A 16,945-nucleotide genomic window follows, 5' to 3' on the forward strand; every position below is an offset into this window, starting at 1 on the left:
GTTGCGTGCGGTTTCCTGGGCGCTGCTGGGCGGCCTGATCCTGGCCCAGATCTGCTATCCGCTGACCGAGGGCGGGACCCGGGCCGGTCTGACCGTGGCGACGGTCCTGATCGGCGTGATGCTGTCGGTGTCGCACGCGTGGCTGTCCCGGGGCGCCCGGGCGGCGGGCGCGCTGGTGGGCACCGCGATGCTCGGCGGGTTCGCGGTCGAGGCGATCGGGGTGGCCACCGGTTTCCCGTTCGGGACCTACGACTACTCCGGCCAGCTGGGGCCGAAACTGCTGGGCGTGCCGCTGATCATCCCGCTGGCCTGGACGTGGATGGCCTGGCCGGCGTGGCTGGCGGCGCTGCGGGTGGCGCGCGGGCGGGTGGCCCGGATCGCGGTGGCCGCCGGCGGGCTGGCCGCGTGGGATCTGTTCCTCGACCCGCAGATGGTCGCCGAGGGGTATTGGCGCTGGCACGATCCGGTTCCGGCGCTGCCCGGGGTGCCGGGGATCCCGGTCGGCAACTATCTGGGCTGGCTCGGGTTCGCGATCCTGCTGATGACGGTGCTGTCGGCGGCGCGGATCGTGTCGTCCCCGGCGCCGGGCGACACGCCGATGCTGGCGCTGTGGCTGTGGACGTACTTCTCCTCGGTCCTCGCCCACGCCGTCTTCCTGGACCTGCCCGCCTCGGCCGCGTGGGGCGGTGTCCTGATGGGTCTGGCCGTGCTGCCGTTGCTGAAACCCCGTACGACATGATCGCCTGGCTCGCGCTCACGCCGTTGCTGCTGCTCACCGCGCACACCGTGGTCAACGCGCTGCTGCTGCGCCGCCCGCGCCGCGACGCCACGACGACCGAGCGGGTGGCCGTCCTGCTGCCGCTGCGCGACGAGGCCGGCCGGGTCACGCCCTGCCTGGAGTCGCTGCTCGCCCAGCGCGGTGTGCCGAACCTGACCGTGCACGTCCTCGACGACGGATCCACCGACGGGACCGCCGACGTGGTCCGCGCGGTGGCGGGCTCCCGGGTGCGGCTGCTCACCGGCGGGCCGCTGCCGGACGGCTGGCTGGGCAAACCGAACGCCTGCCGCCGGCTGGCCGACGACGCCGGCGATGCGGACGTGCTGGTCTTCGTCGACGCCGACGTGGTCCTGGCGCCGGACGCGGTCGCCGGGGCGGTCGAGTTGCTCCGCTCGACCGGGGTGACGCTGCTCTCGCCGTACCCCCGGATCGTCGGCGCCGGACGGCTGGTCCAGCCGTTGCTGCAATGGTCCTGGCTCACCTTCCTGCCGTTGCGCCTGATGGAACGTTCGCCGCGCCCGTCGCTCGCCGCCGCCGGCGGCCAGTGGCTGGTCGCCGACCGGGCCGGATATCGGCGGGCCGGCGGCCATGCGGCGGTCCGCGACGACATCCTCGAGGACATCGGCCTGGCCCGCGCGGTGAAACGCTCCGGCGGCCGGATCGCGCTCGCCGACGGCTCGCGCCTGGCCACCTGCCGCATGTACAGCACCTGGCAGGAACTGGCGAACGGCTACGGCAAATCGCTGTGGGCGTCGTTCGGGTCGGCGTCCGGCGCGGCCGCCGTCGTGGTCCTTCTTCTTCTGTTGTACGCCGTACCTCCCCTGTTGCTACCAGGTCCGTGGCCGGCCGTCGCGGCGGTCGCCTACCTTCTCGGCGTCGCGGGCCGGGTGGTCAGCGCCGTGGCCACCGGCGGCCGCCCGCTCGACGCCGTGGCGCATCCGCTCTCCGTGGTCGTGTTCGCGGGCCTGACCGCACGCTCGTTCCACAGGCGACGCACCGGCCGTCTGTCCTGGCGCGGCCGCCCCGTATGACCCGGGGCCGGCCGTGGGGGCCGTCCAGCCGGTGAGCAGGCAGCCGGCCCGGCGGGCGCGTCTGGGTCCGCAAGCACCGCATTGCTCGCGTGGGAGCCACGGGACGGGCATCATTCGGCGGGAGTGCGTCCCCCCGTACCATAAGAAAAGGGGTAAACCGTGAGTGACGTCGTCGTGGTGGGCGCCGGGGTCGGTGGTCTTGCCGCCGCTGTGCGGCTGGCGGCGGCCGGGCACCGGGTGACCGTGCACGAGCGGGCCGTGGAGGCCGGCGGGAAGCTGGCGGTGTATGAGCGGGACGGCTACCGCTTCGACACCGGGCCGAGCCTGCTCACGTTGCCGCAGGTCTTCGACGATCTGGGGCTGGGTCTGCGGCCGCAGCCGCTGGATCCGGTGGTGCGGCACGTCTTCCCGGACGGGGTGGTGCTCGACTCGTCGCCGGATCACGCGGTGTTCCTGGAGCGGATCGCGACCGCGCTCGGTGACGACGCGGCGAGCGACTGGGACCGGTTCTGGCGGCGGGCCGCGCGGATCTGGGCGGCCTCGTGGGAGTCGGTGCTGCAGCGGCCGGTGTCGGCGGCGTCGCTGGCGCGGCTGTCCTGGCGGGTGGGTGATCTCGCGGCGATCGCGCCGGGCCGGTCGTTGCGCGGCCTGGGCCGGCGTTACCTGCGGGATCGACGGCTGCGGATGCTGCTGGACCGCTACGCGACGTACACCGGGACCGATCCGCGGCGCGCGCCGGCCGCGCTGGCCGCGATCCCCTACGCCGAGCTGACTTACGGTGGCTGGTATCTGCCGGGTGGCCTCGGCACACTGGCCGCGGCGCTGCGCGCGCGGTGCGACGATCTGGGGGTACGCCTGGAGCTGGGTTCCGAGGTCACCGCGATCGAGGCCGATGCCGCGGTCCGCGGGGTGACCCTGGCGTCGGGCCGTTTCGTCCACGCCGACGTGGTGGTCTCCGATGTGGACGCGGTCACCCTGTACCGGGATCTGCTGCCGAGCCCGGACCGTCTGGCCGGGCTCGCCGACCGCAGCCTGGGCGGGTTCGTGCTGCTGCTCGGGGTGCGCGGGGAGACCCCGGAGCTGGCCCATCACACGGTGTTCTTCCCGCGCCGCTACGACGGCGAGTTCGACGCGATCTTCCCGGGGCCGGGGCGGCGGGCCCGGCCGGTGGACGATCCGGCGGTGTTCGTCACCCGGGCCGAGGACCCGGCGGTGCGCCCGGAGGGCCGGGAGGCGTGGTTCGTGCTGGTGAACGCCCCCCGCCACGGCACCGCGCAGTCGGCCGTGGACTGGCGGCGGCCGGGGCTGGCCGACGCGTACGCCCGGCATGTGCTGGACGTGCTGGCCGGTCGCGGGGTGGACGTCCGGGACCGGCTGGAGTTCCGGGAGACGCGGACGCCCGCGGACCTGGCCGAGTCGGCGGGCGCGCCGGGCGGGGCGATCTACGGCACCGCGGGTGGTCTGCTGCGGCCCGGTAACCTTGGCCCGGTGGACGGGTTGTTCCTGGTCGGCGGCTCGGTGCACCCGGGCGGTGGGCTACCGATGGTGACCCTCTCCGCCCGGATCGTGGCCGACGCGATCGGGCCCGCCTGACCGGGGCCGGGCGGTGAGGAGCCGCCTGACCCCGGGCCGGGCTGCGAGGAGCCGTCTGACCCGAGCCGGGCGGTGAGGGCGTGCCTGACCAGGGGCGGGCTATGACGTGGTCCGGGCGGCCAGGAAGGCCTTGGCCATCGCGGAGGCCAGGTCGGCCGGGTCGCGGGCGGCGATCGCCTGGCCGCCGGTGGCCTTCGCCATGTCCTGCAGCGCCTTCAGGTTGGCGTCCGGGCCGTAGCCGACAGCGATGACCGGGACCGGCCGGGCCGGGTCGCGCCCGGCGTTGAGCCGCTTCAGGAACTCCTGGTTGCTCATCGCGAACCTGGTCCCGCCGTCGGCGCCGTCGGTGAGCACCACGACCACCGACGGGCGGCCGGCCTGGGCCTGCTTGCGCATGGCGTCGACACCGTCGAGGACGCTCTGGTAGAGCGGGGTGCCGGCGTTCGCCCGCGGACGGTACGCGGTGATCTGCTCGGCCAGCGCCTGCCGCCGGGGTTTGCCGCCGGTCCCCGCGGTGATCGGGCCGAACGGGACCACCTCGGTGTGTGCCGGGTCGGCTGCTCCGGCCGCCCCGAAATACCACATACCGATCGTGGTCTCCTCGTTGAACAGCTCGGCCGCGCTCGCGCCGGACTCGCGCAGCAACGACGCCTTGGTCTCCGTCCCGGCCCCGATCCTCTCGTTCATCGAGCCGGACTCGTCGATCAGCAGCAGCACCTGGAACGCCACTGTCTGGAAGCCGGCCCACTGCTGGGCCGGCGTCAGCATCGCCTTGGCCGACTCGGGCAGCCGGGCGCCGCCGGCGGTGGGCTCGGTGCGGAACCCGGCGGCGGCCAGGTCCGGCTTGCTGATCGCGGCACGCAGCTGCTCGGCGAGGCGGGTCTTGACGCCCTTGCGGACCGCGTACGGGTAGTCGGCCTGGACCAGGCCGTCGACCGGCACCGCGGCGGCCAGCGGCACCTTGGGAACGGCCTTCTGGTAGGCGGTGACCTGCTGCTCGACGACCGGGAAGACACCGACGTCGAAAGCGGCCGCGCCCGGGTCGGTCAGCCGGGACATCTGGGTGATCAGCGCGGCCGGGTCGGCGTCGGCCCGGGTGAGCCGGCTGCGCAGGGTCAGCGCGCGCAGCTGGGCGATGCCCGGGTCCTTCGTGGTCAGTGCGGCGGCGGCGTGCACACCGTGGACGCTGAGCAGGCCGGTCGTGGTGAGCAGCGGGTCGGGCATGGTGACGACCGGCACCTGCTCGGTGGTGACCGCCTTGATCAGCGTGGTCCAGGCGGTCTTGCCGTCCTTGATGTACTGGGCGGCGACCGCGGGCGGCGCGGCCAGCACGATCGGCGACCAGGCGAGGGTGGCGCCGGAGGTCTGGAAGACGTGCTTGCGGTCGGCGGCGATCGGCAGCCAGACACTCGACGACGGCACCCAGACGTCGGGCTGGTCGTCGGCGGCCACCGTGACGCCGGGCTCCTCGGCGCGGACCACGATCGGCGAGCAGCGCTGCCCGGCCGGTTTGAGGTCGGCCGCGAATTTGCTGATCAGCGGGGCGATCTCGGGGGCGGCGGCCACGGTGAGCTCGGGGTCGGGGCAGGGGGTGACGGTGGGGGTGGACGACGGCACGGGCGCGGCGCTGGCCTGCGCGGCGGGGGTGGACGTCCCGTTGCTCATCAACCGCCAGGCGACGCCACCGGCCACCAGCAGGACCGTGATCACCAGGACCGCGGCGAGCAGGACACGGCCGCGGCTCTGCGGCGCCTCGGTCCAGTCGCCGTGGTCCGGTGCGGGCAACTGCCTTGGCCACTCGTTGTCGGACATGCCACCTAGCCCCGTCGTTGAGGTCGGTACCGATGCCTGCCGGATAGTAGTCCGGTATTCATGTCCTGCAATGGTTCAGTAAGTAACGCGGCACATCAGGGCAACATCCGAGGCTCAGCGATCGCGATCACTATCAGTTCGCCGTCGTCGCTGAGGCCCGCGGGCTCCCGGCTCCATCCACCGTAGAGCTGGTCGACCCGGAAGCCGGCCGCACGCAGGGAGTCACGTAGCGTGGCCTCGTCACGGAACCGGTGCACGGCCGTGCTGGTCAGCTCGAGACCGTCCGGGAACAGAAAGTGATGGACGACGGACACGGTGCGCTCGTCGGCGGCCGGGGCCCCCTCGGTCCACGCGACCACCGCCGAGCCGTCGGCGAGCACGATGGACCGCTCGGTGCCGGCCCGGTCCCACCGCTCCCACGGCCGCGCCGCCGGGTCACGGCCGTCCAGGACGAGCCGCCCGTCGACGACCAGCGCGTCGCGCAGCGCGTGCAGGGCGCCGGACCACTCCTCATCGGACACCAGCAGCTCGGTGACGTGCCCGGTCAGGAAGGCGGCGTCGAACGAGCGCGGCGGCAGCGTCTCGAAGGAGCCCTCGACCCAGCGGACCCGGGCGGCGCCGGACTTGCGGCGGGCGGCGTCGAGGCTGGCGCGGGCCGGGTCGACCGCGGTCACCTCGTGACCGGCCTCGGCCATGGCGATCGCCAGCCGGCCGGTGCCGCAGCCGAGGTCGAGGACGCGGGGCGCCATGCGGTCGGCGAGGACCCGCATGAAGAAGTCGTCCTCCCAGCCCCAGGGGTGCTCAGCGTCGTAGACCTCGACCAGCCGGGGATCCCGGTACTCGCCATGCCACACACCCGGAGCCTAGACGCGGCGCAGCCGGATGACTACCCGATGTGGACGGTCGCCGCACAGTGCTCGATGACCACCTCGCGCAGGGCGGCCGCGGCGTGCGACATGATCGCGCCGCGGCGCTGGGCGAGCGCGATGGTACGGCGCATGCCGGGCGGCGCGAGCGGGGTGGCGCGCAGCAGCGGGCGGTTGGCCAGCACCATGCTCGGCACCAGCGCGACACCCAGGCCGGCCTCGACGAAGGCGAGCACCGCGTCCATCTCGCCGCCCTCGACGGCGAACTTCGGGGTGAAGCCGGCCCGCTCACAGGCCTGCAGGGTGACGTCGCGGATGTCGTAGCCGTCGCGGAACATCACCATCGGGGTGTGCCGCAGCTCGATCAGGTCGAGCTGGCGGGCCACGGTCGGCGGCGGGCCGGTCGCGACCGACGCCACCACGAGGCTCTCCCGGAGCAGCTCGGCGGTCTCCAGCGCCGGGTCGACGCCGTGCTCGGGCTGCACGATCAGAGCCAGGTCCAGGGTGTGTGCGAGCAGGTCGGCGATCATGTCCTGGGAGCTGCCCTCGGTCACGTGCAGCCGGATGCCGGGGTGGTCGGCCCGGTACGCCCGGAGCACCGCCGGAACCAGCGAGGAGCAGAGGCTCGGGGTGGCGCCGAGGCGAATCTCCCCACGCCGCAGCCCCACGATGTCGGCCACCGCGTCCCGTGCCGCATCAGCGTCGGCGATCATGCGCTGTGCCAGCGGGAGCAGGGTCTCGCCCGCTACCGTGAGGGTCACGCCGCCACGGATCCGCTCGAAGAGCGGCGCGCCGAGAGACGTCTCAAGGGTGTGAATCTGCTTACTCAGGGTGGGCTGGGACACGCCCAATTCATCCGCTGCTTGGGTGAAATGTCGCGTCTCCGCCACCGCTACGAAGTACCTGAGTTGTTGCAGCTGCACCTTAATAGCTTATAGCTATGGAGAGCACCACCTGCATGCATTAGACGAATCGATCGGGACTTTCTACCGTCCAAGTTGTGGCGGTAGACACTCCTATTCCCAAGACGACCCATGCGGCGGGTGCGACGGCACGCCCCACGCCGCGGAAGTCGGTCCGGCCCTCGTCGGTCGTCCTCAAATTGATCATGGCGGTCAGCGGTGCGCTGCTGGTCTTCTTCCTCTTCGCGCACGCGGCCGGCAACCTCAAGATCTTCGTCGGCGAGTCCGACTTCAACCACTACGCGGAGTGGCTGCGGGAGCTCGGCACACCCCTGCTGCCGCACGCCTGGTTCCTCTGGATCCAGCGCGTCGGCCTGCTCGTCGCGATCGGCCTGCACATCTGGGCGGCCGCCGCGCTGACCATCCGCGCCAAGAAGGCCCGGCCGGTCAAGTACGCCCACCGGCCGAAGATCCAGGGCAGCTACGCCGCGCGCACCATGCGCTGGGGCGGCGTGATCATCGTGCTGTTCGTGATCTGGCACATCCTCGACCTGACCCTCGGCAAGGTGAACCCGGCCGGCGGCGACGCCGACCCGTCCGCGCGCGTGATCGAGGGGTTCGCCCCCGATCGCTGGTACGTGACGATCTTCTACGTCCTCGCGGTCGTGGCGGTCGGCTTCCACCTGCGGCACGGCATCTGGAGCGCGGTCCGCACGCTGGGCCAGCAGACGACGGCGGGTGAGCGCCGGGCCAAGACGATCGCCCTGGTGCTCTCGGTGATCCTGGTCGCGATGTACCTCTCGGTGCCGATCGCGGTCACGACCGGATTGGTGGGTTGATCATGAGTGCCAACGACTTCTGGGCCGAGGGTGAGCCCGTCTTCGACAAGGCCGCGCCGGACGGGCCGGTCGAGACCCGCTGGGAGCGCCGCAAGTTCTCCGCCAAGCTGGTCAACCCGGCGAACCGCCGCAAGCTGACGGTCATCGTGGTCGGCACCGGCCTGGCCGGCGGCTCGGCCGCGGCGACCCTGGCCGAGGCCGGGTACCGGGTCAAGTCGTACTGCTACCAGGACAGCCCTCGCCGCGCGCACTCGATCGCCGCGCAGGGTGGCATCAACGCCGCGAAGAACTACCGCAACGACGGCGACTCCGTCTACCGGCTCTTCTACGACACGGTCAAGGGCGGCGACTTCCGCGCCCGCGAGTCCAACGTGTACCGGCTCGCCCAGGTGTCGGTGAACATCATCGACCAGTGCGTGGCCCAGGGCGTCCCGTTCGCCCGTGAGTACGGCGGCCTGCTCGACAACCGCTCGTTCGGCGGCACCCAGGTGTCCCGTACGTTCTACGCCCGGGGCCAGACGGGCCAGCAGTTGCTGCTCGGCGCGTACCAGGCCCTGGAGCGGCAGATCGGCCTCGGCAACGTCGAGATGAACGCCCGGCACGAGATGCTCGAGCTGATCATCGTGGACGGCAAGGCCCGCGGCATCGTGGTCCGCGACATGGTGACCGGCGAGATCACCACCGAGTTCGCCGACGCGGTCGTGCTGGCCTCCGGCGGCTACGGCAACGTGTTCTTCCTGTCCACGAACGCGAAGGGCTGCAACGTCACCGCGTCGTGGCGGGCGCACCGCAAGGGCGCGCTGTTCGCGAACCCCTGCTACACGCAGATCCACCCGACCTGCATCCCGGAGTCCGGCTCGCACCAGTCGAAGCTGACCCTGATGTCGGAGTCGCTGCGCAACGACGGCCGGGTCTGGGTGCCGAAGAACGCCGCCGACTGCCAGAAGCCGGCCGGTGAGATCGCCGAGGAGGACCGCGACTACTACCTGGAGCGGATCTACCCGTCGTTCGGCAACCTGGTCCCCCGCGACATCGCGTCCCGGGCCGCCAAGAACGTCTGCGACGAGGGCCGCGGCGTCGGTCCCGGTGGCCTCGGCGTCTACCTGGACTTCGCCGACGCGATCAAGCGGCTGGGCCGCAAGGCGGTCGAGGCGAAGTACGGCAACCTGTTCGAGATGTACGAGCGGATCACGGGCGAGGACCCGTACGAGACGCCGATGCGCATCTACCCGGCCGTGCACTACACGATGGGTGGCCTGTGGGTCGACTACGACCTGCAGTCGACGATCCCCGGCCTGTTCGTGGTGGGCGAGGCCAACTTCTCCGACCACGGCGCCAACCGGCTCGGCGCGTCCGCGCTGATGCAGGGCCTGGCCGACGGCTACTTCGTGCTCCCGAACACGATCAGCAACTACCTCGCGGCCGGGCCGTTCCCCGCCGTGCAGGCCACCGACGCTCCGGTCGTCGAGGCCCGCAAGGAGGTCGAGGACCGGATCGCCAAGTTCCTCTCGATCGACGGCGACCGCACGGTGGACTCGTTCCACCGCGAGCTGGGCCAGATCATGTGGGAGTACTGCGGCATGGAGCGGACCGAGGAGGGCCTGACCAAGGCCATCGGCCTGATCCGGGCGCTCAAGGAGGAGTTCTGGACCCGGGTGAAGGTGCCCGGCAAGGGCGAGGAACTCAACCAGAACCTGGAGAAGGCCGGCCGGGTCGCCGACTTCATCGAGCTGGGCGAGCTGATGTGCATCGACGCGCTGCACCGGCGGGAGTCCTGCGGCGGCCACTTCCGGGCCGAGTCGCAGACCCCGGACGGTGAGGCGCTGCGCCACGACGACGAGTTCAGCTACGCCGCGGCGTGGGAGTACTTCGGCGCCGACGGCAAGCCCGTCCTGCACAAGGAAGACCTCAACTTCGAGTACGTCCACCCGAGCACGCGGAGCTACAAGTAATGGACATCAAGGTCAGGGTGTGGCGTCAGGCCAGTCCGTCGGCGGCCGGCAAGATGGTCACCTACGACGTGAAGGGGATCTCCCCCGACGCGTCGTTCCTCGAGATGATCGACGTCCTCAACGAGACGCTGATCCTGTCCGGCGACGACCCGATCGCGTTCGACCACGACTGCCGCGAGGGCATCTGCGGCATGTGCAGCATGGTCATCAACGGTGTGGCGCACGGCCCGGAGAAGGCCACCACCACCTGCCAGCTGCACATGCGCAAGTTCTCCGACGGCGACGTGATCGACGTCGAGCCATGGCGCGCGGCGGCCTTCCCGGTGATCAAGGACCTGGTCGTCGACCGTACCGCCTTCGACAAGATCATTCAGGCCGGTGGTTACATCACCGCGCCGACCGGCACCGCGCCCGACGCCCACGCCACCCCGGTGCCCAAGAAGGACGCCGACGCGGCCTTCGAAGCGGCCACCTGCATCGGCTGCGGCGCCTGCGTGGCGGCCTGCCCCAACGGCTCGTCGATGCTGTTCACCGCCGCGAAGATCGCGCATCTCGGCCTGATGCCCCAGGGCCAGCCCGAACGCGACAGCCGCGTCATCGACATGCTCCAGGCCCAGGACGACGCCGGCTTCGGCGGCTGTACCAACGCCGGCGAGTGCACCACGGTCTGCCCCAAGGGCATCCCGCTGAGCCTCATCGGCCGCCTCAACAGCGACTACCGCAAGGCGGTCAGCAAGCGCTGACGCCACGCGACTCCAGGTATCGGGCACAACGGCGTGACCGATACCCGGCCTCTTCGGATGCCCGGCACAACGGCGTGCCGGGCATCCGGTCTTTCCATCAGCGGTACGCCGCCGGCCGCCCCCGGCCGCAAGCCACCCCGCCCGCGGCTCCCCCGCGACGTCCACGGCGCCCGGGACCGCAGCGCGCCCGCCGGGCGTATCCGTGCGGCACGGCCACCCCGCCCGGCTCTCAGAGCTGTCGCCACTCCCGCCGAACAGCTTCGCGAGCCGGCCGGGGGGTGACGGTCACCGTCGCATTCGGCCCGGCGGGCGCGTCATGGCCGGGAGTGTCGCCTGCCTCGCGGGGGAGCCACGGGACTCGGCGTGATCCGTACCGTATAGGGGTTTTCAGCCGCCGAGGCCGGTGTGCAGGAACGTCGCCAGGATGTCGATCATCTCGGCCTCGCCGACGGCGGGGGCCGGGTCGGCGAACCAATCGGCGACGGCCCCCGACAGCGTCGCGGCGAAGAGGGACGCCGCGACCAGGGGACCGCCGGGCGGCTCGAGACCGGCCAGGTGACCGGCGATGTGGTGGAGGTCCGGCTCGAGCATCTCGCGGCTGCGACGGGCAAACGCCTCGTCGACGATCGCGGCCTGCTGCAGCGCCGACATGATCGCGCGGTGCTGCCGGTAGAAGGACCAGTAGACGGCGACGTGCCAGCGGACCGCCTCGCGGTCGCGGAAGTCGTCGAGGTGGCCGGGGAGCTCGGCGCTGGCGTCCCCCTCGGTCAGCAGGTCGGCGAGCAGCGCTTCGAGCAGTTTCTCCTTGCTCGCGAAGTGTTTGTAGAAGGAGCCGGTGGCCCGCCCGGCCTCGACCGTGATGTCCGTGATCTTGGTGTTGAGGTAGCCCACCCGCTCGAACACCCGGATCGCGGCCGCCTTCAGCTCCGCCTCGGTCTGCGCCGCCTGCTGTGCGCGCGTGCCCATCGCCACTTGACGGAGATTACCAGCGGCCGTACGGTGAATTTATGTTCACTGAATCAAGATTCACCGTAATCGCCGGAGCGGGTCCGACCGGGCTCACCCTGGCGCGCCAGCTCGCCCGGCACGGCGTGCCGTACCGGATCGTGGAGAAGTCGGCGCAGCCGTTCGACGGCTCCCGCGGCAAAGGGCTGCAGCCGCGCACCCTGGAGGTCCTCGACGACCTCGGTCTGCTCGACGGGTTCCTGGCCGCCGGCGGGCCCTATCCGGAGCTGCTGGCCCACCTGCCCGGCGGCGGGGAGCACCGGTTCCGCCTCGACGAGGTGCACGCGCCGACCCCCGCCGTGCCCTGGCCGAACATGCTGATGCTCCCCCAGTGGCGCACCGGTGAGCTGCTCGCCGACGGCATCCCGGTGGAAGTCGGCGTGGGGCTCACCGGGATCGATCCGATCGACGGCGGGGCACGGGTCACGCTCGACACCGGCGAGGCCGTCGACGCGGCCTACGTGGTCGGCGCGGACGGCGGGCGCAGCACGGTTCGCAAGCTGGCCGGGATCGGGTTCGAGGGCGAGACCCACGAGGAGGAGCGGCTGACCATCGCCGACGTACGCCTGACCGGGCTCGACCGCGACCACTGGCACGTGTGGCCGGGCGAGGGACGGGCGTTCCGGCTCGGGCTGTGCCCCCTGCCCGGCGGGGACTGGTTCCAGCTGACCGCGCCGCCGTCCGCGCTGTCGCCGGCCGAGCTGGTGGCCGCCGTCGACCCGTCGATCACGGTCACCGCGGTGGGCTGGACCTCGGAGTACCGGGCCAACATGCGGATGGCGTCGCGATTCCGGGCCGGGAACGTGTTCCTCGCCGGCGACGCGGCACACGTGCACTCCCCCGCCGGCGGGCAGGGGCTCAACACCGGGATCCAGGACGCGTACAACCTGGGCTGGAAGATCGCGACGGGCAGCGCGGCGGTCCTGGACACGTACGAGGAGGAGCGGCTCCCGGTGGCCGCGGGCGTCCTCGGGATCAGCACCCGCCTGCACCGGCGGCACGCCGAGGGCGCCGACGACGCCATGCGCCGCGACGACCCGGTGCTGCGGCAGTTGTCACTGAACTACCGGGGCGCCACGCTGGCCGACGAACGCCGCCCCCGGCCGGGCACGGTGCAGGCCGGGGACCGGGCGCCCGACGCGCCGCTGGCCGCCGGGCGGATCTTCGATCGGCTGCGCGGGCCGCACGCCACGCTGCTCGCCTTCGACTGGGAGTCGCCGCTGCCCGAGCTGTCCGTCCCGGTTCATCACGTCTCCGAGGCCGCCGGGATCTACGGGACGGACGGGCCCACCCTGCTCCTGATCCGGCCGGACAACTACGTCGGCTGCGCCACCCATGACGTGCGTGACGTGCTCGGCTATCTCGAACGGGCCGGGCTCTGAGAAGCCACCAGGTGCGGGCCGGGCTCCGGGAGGCTACGTCGAACGGGCCGGGCTCTGCGAGGCGCGGAGACGATCGACCGAGGCTCGCAGGGGCGCCGGCAGCAGGCGGCCCTCCAGATCACCGAGAGCCGCGGTCACCAGGTCGTAGAGGGCGCCGGCCGGGGCGTCCGGTGCGGCCGACAGGGTCTCCCGGACCAGGGCGGCCCGGGTGAAACGGGCGTCCCAGCGACGGTCCGCGCCGATCCGCCGGCACAGGTCGACGGCGTGTCTGCGGAGACGGGTGACGTCGTCGCCGTACCCCTGATCGAGCTCGGATCGGCGCGGCAGGGAGTCGCGCTCCGCCGCCCTCGCCAGGTTGCGCCGGCGCTGCTCCGCGGCCTGCCGGCTGCCCAGACCGAGCGCGGCGGCGATCGCCGGCCAGGTGACGCCGGACCGCCTGGCCCGGTCGATCAGCTCCAGTTCCTCGGCGTCGAGCCGAGCCCGTCGCGCCCGGATCTCCCGCATCTCGTCCAGCTCCGTCACCCGGTTCCCGCCTTCCGCATGTCGCCCCCGCCGCATTGTCGGCCGCAGAGGGGGCGGCCGGCGAGTCCCCGTGTTCACTCGCCGGCCGCCCGGATGAGGAAAGTCGAAAGATCAGAGGTGAGCGGACCAGACCGGGGCGAACGGCGTGATGCGCAGCGGCATCCGGGCCTCGGCCGGCGTGCGGTCACCCTTGCGGTTGTTGCAGCGCCCGCACGCGGCGACGGTGTTCAGCCATTCGTTACGGCCACCCCGCGACCGCGGCAGCACGTGGTCGATGGTCGAAGCGGCGTCACCGCAGTAGGCGCACCGGCGCCCGTCGCGCACCAGCACACCGGCCCGCGACCAGCCCGGACCCCGGCCGCGGCGCCACCGCGTCACCACATAGGACACCAGCCGGACCACGGTCGGCACCGGGTAGACACCCATCCGTGTGTCGGGCTGGGCCTCGTGGACCACGGCGACCTGACGGAACAGCATCCGGATCGCGTGCCGGAGGCTGACCCGGTGCAGCGGTCCGCAGTCGGCGTTCAGAACCAGAACCGCACTCATTTCGTCACCCCCGGAAAATCGTTTGCCTGACAGCGAATCCACAGCTCAGAGGCGTTCCCCCCGGCCCGGATCCGCTGAGGAAAAAATAGGCCCGGCATCGACCGGCGACAACTGATTAACGATCAGCGCAAAGCGCGGTGAACTGCCACGACGAGCTGGCACAGCCCGACGGTCTGCAGGAGCAGCCAGATCGCCACCGTCACGGTCAGTGCGGGGGCGGTCCACTCCGGTCCGACCAGGGTGGCGATCGGGGCCAGGAGCAGGCCGGTCACGCCGACGGCGACACGGGTGGGGCGCTCACCCACGGTGACCGTGCCGATCTCGGTCATCCCGGCGGTGGTCGCGCGGGCCCGCAGGTACTCGTGCAGCCAGCTGCCCGCGCCCGCCGCGACGGCGAGCCAGGCGGGGGCTCCGGCCAGCCAGAACGCGGTCAGCCAGGCGGCCTCGCCGAGACGGTCGGCGACCGAGTCGTAGACGTGCCCGGCCCTGGTCACCCGCCCGGTCACCACCGCGACCGCCCCGTCGAGCCCGTCGGCGACGGCGGCCAGCAGCACGAGCAGCGCGCCGACCGCCAGGCCCGCCGGCCCGGCCAGGCCGATCACCACCGGCACGGCGAGACAGAGCAGCAGACCGGCGAGGGTCACCGTGAGCGGCTGGATCCGGTTACGGCCGAGAAGAGAGCCGAGACGGTACGCGAGAAGCACCCACCCACGGACCGGAGGCGAGGCCCGCCGCGGATCGAATCCACCATGCAGCCCCGACCACGCCGCCACGTAGTCGTCCCAGCTCATCACCGGCGTGGGGGTGGGCGGGGGCACGGTCAGGCGGCGGCGGTGGCGGCCTCGGCGGGAGCCAGCAGCTGCCAGACCTCGCGGGTCGCGGTGGAACGGTTCAGGGTGATGAAGTGGATGCCGGGAACGCCCTCGGCCAGCAGGCGGGCGCACATGTCGGCGCACAGCTCGATGCCGAGGGCGCGGACCGCCTCGGGGTCGTGGGCGAGGCGCTCGAAGCGGGGCAGCAGCGCCGCCGGGAACGGGGCGCCGGAGAGGACGGTGGCGCGCTCGATCGTGGCCATCTGGGTGACCGGCATGAGGCCGGGCAGGATCGGGGTGTCGCCGCCGGCCGCCGTGACCCGGTCGCGGAGGCGCAGGTAGTCGTCGACGTCGAAGAACATCTGGGTGATCGCGAAGTCGGCGCCGGCCCGGCACTTGCGGACGAAGTCGCGGGTGTCGCTCTCCACGTCGGCGGAGCGGGGATGCTTGTACGGGAAAGCGGCCACGCCGACGCTGAAGTCACCCGAGTCGCGGATCAGGCGGACCAGCTCCTCGGCGTAGAGGACGCCGTCGGGGTGCTTGACCCACTCGCCGGTCGGGTCGCCGGGCGGGTCGCCGCGGACGGCCAGGATGTTGCTGATCCCGGCGCCGGCCAGCCGGCCGATCACGTTGCGCAGCTCGGCGATCGAGTGGTCGACCGCGGTGAGGTGCGCCATCGGCAGCAGGGTGGTCTCGGTCGCGACGCGCTCGGTGACGGCGACCGTGGTGTCGCGGGTGCTGCCGCCGGACCCGTAGGTGATCGACACGAAGTCGGGCCGCAGCGACTCCAGCTCCCGGATCGCCTGCCAGAGCCGCTGCTCGCCGACCGGTGTCTTCGGCGGGAAGAACTCGAACGAGAACGTCGGCGCGGGGCCACGGACCAGGTCACCGATGGACGGCGCGCCGGGCAGCCGGGAGGGAAGACCGAGAGCCATACCGGAACTCTACCGGCCGCCCGGGCGAACCCCGGCCGGCTGCGAGGGCCGTCCCAGGCCACGGGAGACCGATCCGCGGGCCGGGTGGCGGGCCCGGGAGCAGGCCGGGGTTACCGAACAGGGCCGGAGGGCACCAGATAGCGTCTGGAAGGGTGACGAACTCTCCGCTAGAGCGGGCCGGTCTGCGGCCCCGTGTCGACAAGGCCCTCGCCGGCTTCCTCGCGACCCAGCGGGCGCACCTGCTGGAGATCGACCCGGCGCTGGCCGAGGTGGCCGACGCGGTGTCGGCGTTCGTGCTGGGCGGCGGCAAGCGGCTGCGGCCGGCGTTCGCCTACTGGGGGTTCCGGGGCGCCGGCGGCGTCGACTCGGACGAGGTGGTGGCGGCGGTCTCGGCGCTGGAGCTGGTGCAGGCGAGCGCGCTGATCCACGACGACCTGATGGACCGGTCGGACACCCGGCGCGGGGAGCCGTCGGTGCACCGGCGGTTCGAGCGGCTGCACCAGCGGGAGGGGTGGCGCAGCGACGCGGCCGGGTTCGGCGACTCGGCGGCGGTGCTCCTCGGCGACCTGGCCCTGGTCTGGTCGGACGATCTGCTGCACATGTCCGGGATGGGGCTGGCCGAGCTGGCCCGGGCGCGGCCGGTCTTCGACCGGATGCGGACCGAGGTGACCGTCGGGCAGTACCTGGACGTGCTCACCCAGGCGACCGCGGACACGTCGCTGGAGCGGGCCGGCAAGGTGGCCCGGTTCAAGTCGGCGAAATACACGGTGGAGCGCCCGCTGCTGCTCGGGGCGGCCCTCGCCGGGGCCGGGCCGGAGGTCTTCGCGTCGTACGCGGCGTTCGGCCTGCCGCTGGGTGAGGCGTTCCAGATGCGGGACGACGTGCTCGGCGTCTTCGGGGATCCGGCGCAGACCGGCAAGCCCGCCGGCGACGACCTGCGCGAGGGCAAGCGCACGTATCTGGTGGCCTCGGCGCTGACGGCCCTCGACGAGGACGGCCGTGCCGAGCTGGAGGCGGCGCTGGGCGACCCGGCGCTGGACGACGCGGGCGTGCAGCGGCTACGGGCGGTCATCCGGGCGTCCGGGGCGCTGGACGCGACCGAGGCACGGATCGACGCGCTGAGCGGGGAGGCGCTCGCGGCCCTCCGCGCGGCCCCGATCGAGGAGGAGGCGCGCGAGGTGCTGCTGGCGCTCGCCGACGCGGCGACCCGGCGCTCGGTCTGAG

At 72.5% G+C, this 16,945-nt stretch carries 16 protein-coding genes; 8 read left to right on the forward strand and 8 right to left on the reverse strand.

Going from position 1 to position 16,945, the window contains the following annotated elements:
• Position 1: 1 nt before the first annotated feature.
• The 3 genes from BM290_RS05645 to BM290_RS05655 all read left to right on the forward strand — a co-directional run bounded on the left by BM290_RS05645 (position 2) and on the right by BM290_RS05655 (position 3,402).
• Positions 2–739: a carotenoid biosynthesis protein gene (locus BM290_RS05645; protein ID WP_093610669.1), complete on the forward strand. Its 738-nt coding sequence runs from the start codon at positions 2–4 to the stop codon at positions 737–739.
• Positions 736–1,809: a glycosyltransferase family 2 protein gene (locus BM290_RS05650; RefSeq protein ID WP_093610671.1), complete on the forward strand. Its 1,074-nt coding sequence runs from the start codon at positions 736–738 to the stop codon at positions 1,807–1,809. Before BM290_RS05645 ends, BM290_RS05650 begins: the two co-directional genes overlap by 4 nt.
• 159 nt (positions 1,810–1,968) lie before the next feature.
• Positions 1,969–3,402, forward strand: coding sequence for a phytoene desaturase family protein (locus BM290_RS05655; protein ID WP_093610673.1), 1,434 nt, complete (start codon positions 1,969–1,971; stop codon positions 3,400–3,402).
• Positions 3,403–3,501: 99 nt separating this feature from the next.
• Here the strand turns inward: BM290_RS05655 and BM290_RS05660 are convergent, their stop codons facing one another.
• The 3 genes from BM290_RS05660 to BM290_RS05670 form a co-directional block, all read right to left on the reverse strand.
• A complete protein-coding gene (locus BM290_RS05660; protein ID WP_093610675.1) occupies positions 3,502–5,214 on the reverse strand; it encodes a substrate-binding domain-containing protein in 1,713 nt (570 codons plus the stop codon).
• Between the two features lie 95 nt (positions 5,215–5,309).
• The gene (locus tag BM290_RS05665; RefSeq protein ID WP_093610677.1) at positions 5,310–6,068 is read right to left on the reverse strand and encodes a class I SAM-dependent methyltransferase; all 759 of its coding nucleotides are present in this window, start codon (positions 6,066–6,068) and stop codon (positions 5,310–5,312) included.
• Between the two features lie 32 nt (positions 6,069–6,100).
• The gene (locus tag BM290_RS05670; RefSeq protein WP_093610679.1) at positions 6,101–7,009 is read right to left on the reverse strand and encodes a LysR family transcriptional regulator; all 909 of its coding nucleotides are present in this window, start codon (positions 7,007–7,009) and stop codon (positions 6,101–6,103) included.
• A gap of 71 nt (positions 7,010–7,080) precedes the next feature.
• On the opposite strand from BM290_RS05670, the gene BM290_RS05675 reads away from it, so the two are divergent.
• From BM290_RS05675 to BM290_RS05685, 3 genes are read left to right on the forward strand one after another with little or no spacing between them, the layout of a single operon-like run.
• Complete coding sequence (locus BM290_RS05675) at positions 7,081–7,821, forward strand: succinate dehydrogenase cytochrome b subunit (protein ID WP_093610681.1); 741 nt, start codon at positions 7,081–7,083, stop codon at positions 7,819–7,821.
• A 2-nt stretch (positions 7,822–7,823) separates the two neighbouring features.
• Entirely contained in the window at positions 7,824–9,773 is a 1,950-nt protein-coding gene (locus BM290_RS05680; RefSeq protein WP_093610683.1) for a fumarate reductase/succinate dehydrogenase flavoprotein subunit, read from the forward strand.
• Entirely contained in the window at positions 9,773–10,516 is a 744-nt protein-coding gene (locus tag BM290_RS05685; RefSeq protein WP_093610685.1) for a succinate dehydrogenase/fumarate reductase iron-sulfur subunit, read from the forward strand. The genes BM290_RS05680 and BM290_RS05685 overlap by 1 nt, the downstream gene beginning before the upstream one ends.
• Positions 10,517–10,903: 387 nt before the next feature.
• On the opposite strand, the gene BM290_RS05690 is transcribed toward BM290_RS05685, so the two are convergent.
• Positions 10,904–11,482, reverse strand: coding sequence for a TetR/AcrR family transcriptional regulator (locus BM290_RS05690; protein ID WP_239143402.1), 579 nt, complete (start codon positions 11,480–11,482; stop codon positions 10,904–10,906).
• Between the two features lie 41 nt (positions 11,483–11,523).
• Between BM290_RS05690 and BM290_RS05695 the strand changes: the two genes are divergently transcribed.
• Positions 11,524–12,903 carry an FAD-dependent monooxygenase gene (locus tag BM290_RS05695; protein WP_093610689.1) on the forward strand — a complete coding sequence of 460 codons (1,380 nt, stop codon included), beginning with the start codon at positions 11,524–11,526 and terminating at the stop codon, positions 12,901–12,903.
• A 33-nt stretch (positions 12,904–12,936) separates the two neighbouring features.
• On the opposite strand, the gene BM290_RS05700 is transcribed toward BM290_RS05695, so the two are convergent.
• The 4 genes from BM290_RS05700 to metF form a co-directional block, all read right to left on the reverse strand.
• Positions 12,937–13,425: a hypothetical protein gene (locus BM290_RS05700; protein ID WP_239143394.1), complete on the reverse strand. Its 489-nt coding sequence runs from the start codon at positions 13,423–13,425 to the stop codon at positions 12,937–12,939.
• A 111-nt stretch (positions 13,426–13,536) separates the two neighbouring features.
• Positions 13,537–13,974 carry an HNH endonuclease gene (locus BM290_RS05705; protein ID WP_093610691.1) on the reverse strand — a complete coding sequence of 146 codons (438 nt, stop codon included), beginning with the start codon at positions 13,972–13,974 and terminating at the stop codon, positions 13,537–13,539.
• Between the two features lie 122 nt (positions 13,975–14,096).
• Positions 14,097–14,765 (reverse strand): CDP-alcohol phosphatidyltransferase family protein, encoded by a 669-nt coding sequence (locus tag BM290_RS05710; protein WP_093610693.1) that lies wholly within the window; start codon positions 14,763–14,765, stop codon positions 14,097–14,099.
• 29 nt (positions 14,766–14,794) lie between these two features.
• Positions 14,795–15,721, reverse strand: coding sequence for a methylenetetrahydrofolate reductase [NAD(P)H] (gene metF / locus BM290_RS05715; protein ID WP_093610695.1), 927 nt, complete (start codon positions 15,719–15,721; stop codon positions 14,795–14,797).
• 152 nt (positions 15,722–15,873) lie between these two features.
• On the opposite strand from metF, the gene BM290_RS05720 reads away from it, so the two are divergent.
• The gene (locus tag BM290_RS05720) at positions 15,874–16,944 is read left to right on the forward strand and encodes a polyprenyl synthetase family protein (RefSeq protein WP_093610697.1); all 1,071 of its coding nucleotides are present in this window, start codon (positions 15,874–15,876) and stop codon (positions 16,942–16,944) included.
• Position 16,945: the final 1 nt, after the last annotated feature.

The organism is Actinoplanes philippinensis, assembly GCF_900113015.1.
GTDB lineage: Bacteria > Actinomycetota > Actinomycetes > Mycobacteriales > Micromonosporaceae > Actinoplanes > Actinoplanes philippinensis.

What these genes read in the sequence shown, in the direction of transcription:
- BM290_RS05660 (WP_093610675.1), bottom strand. Translation starts at nt 5,214, where the DNA reads ATGTCCGACAACGAGTGGCCAAGGCAGTTGCCCGCACCGGACCACGGC.
- BM290_RS05695 (WP_093610689.1), top strand. Translation starts at nt 11,524, where the DNA reads ATGTTCACTGAATCAAGATTCACCGTAATCGCCGGAGCGGGTCCGACC.
- BM290_RS05690 (WP_239143402.1), bottom strand. Translation starts at nt 11,482, where the DNA reads ATGGGCACGCGCGCACAGCAGGCGGCGCAGACCGAGGCGGAGCTGAAG.
- metF (WP_093610695.1), bottom strand. Translation starts at nt 15,721, where the DNA reads ATGGCTCTCGGTCTTCCCTCCCGGCTGCCCGGCGCGCCGTCCATCGGT.
- BM290_RS05710 (WP_093610693.1), bottom strand. Translation starts at nt 14,765, where the DNA reads ATGAGCTGGGACGACTACGTGGCGGCGTGGTCGGGGCTGCATGGTGGA.
- BM290_RS05680 (WP_093610683.1), top strand. Translation starts at nt 7,824, where the DNA reads ATGAGTGCCAACGACTTCTGGGCCGAGGGTGAGCCCGTCTTCGACAAG.
- BM290_RS05685 (WP_093610685.1), top strand. Translation starts at nt 9,773, where the DNA reads ATGGACATCAAGGTCAGGGTGTGGCGTCAGGCCAGTCCGTCGGCGGCC.
- BM290_RS05650 (WP_093610671.1), top strand. Translation starts at nt 736, where the DNA reads ATGATCGCCTGGCTCGCGCTCACGCCGTTGCTGCTGCTCACCGCGCAC.
- BM290_RS05705 (WP_093610691.1), bottom strand. Translation starts at nt 13,974, where the DNA reads ATGAGTGCGGTTCTGGTTCTGAACGCCGACTGCGGACCGCTGCACCGG.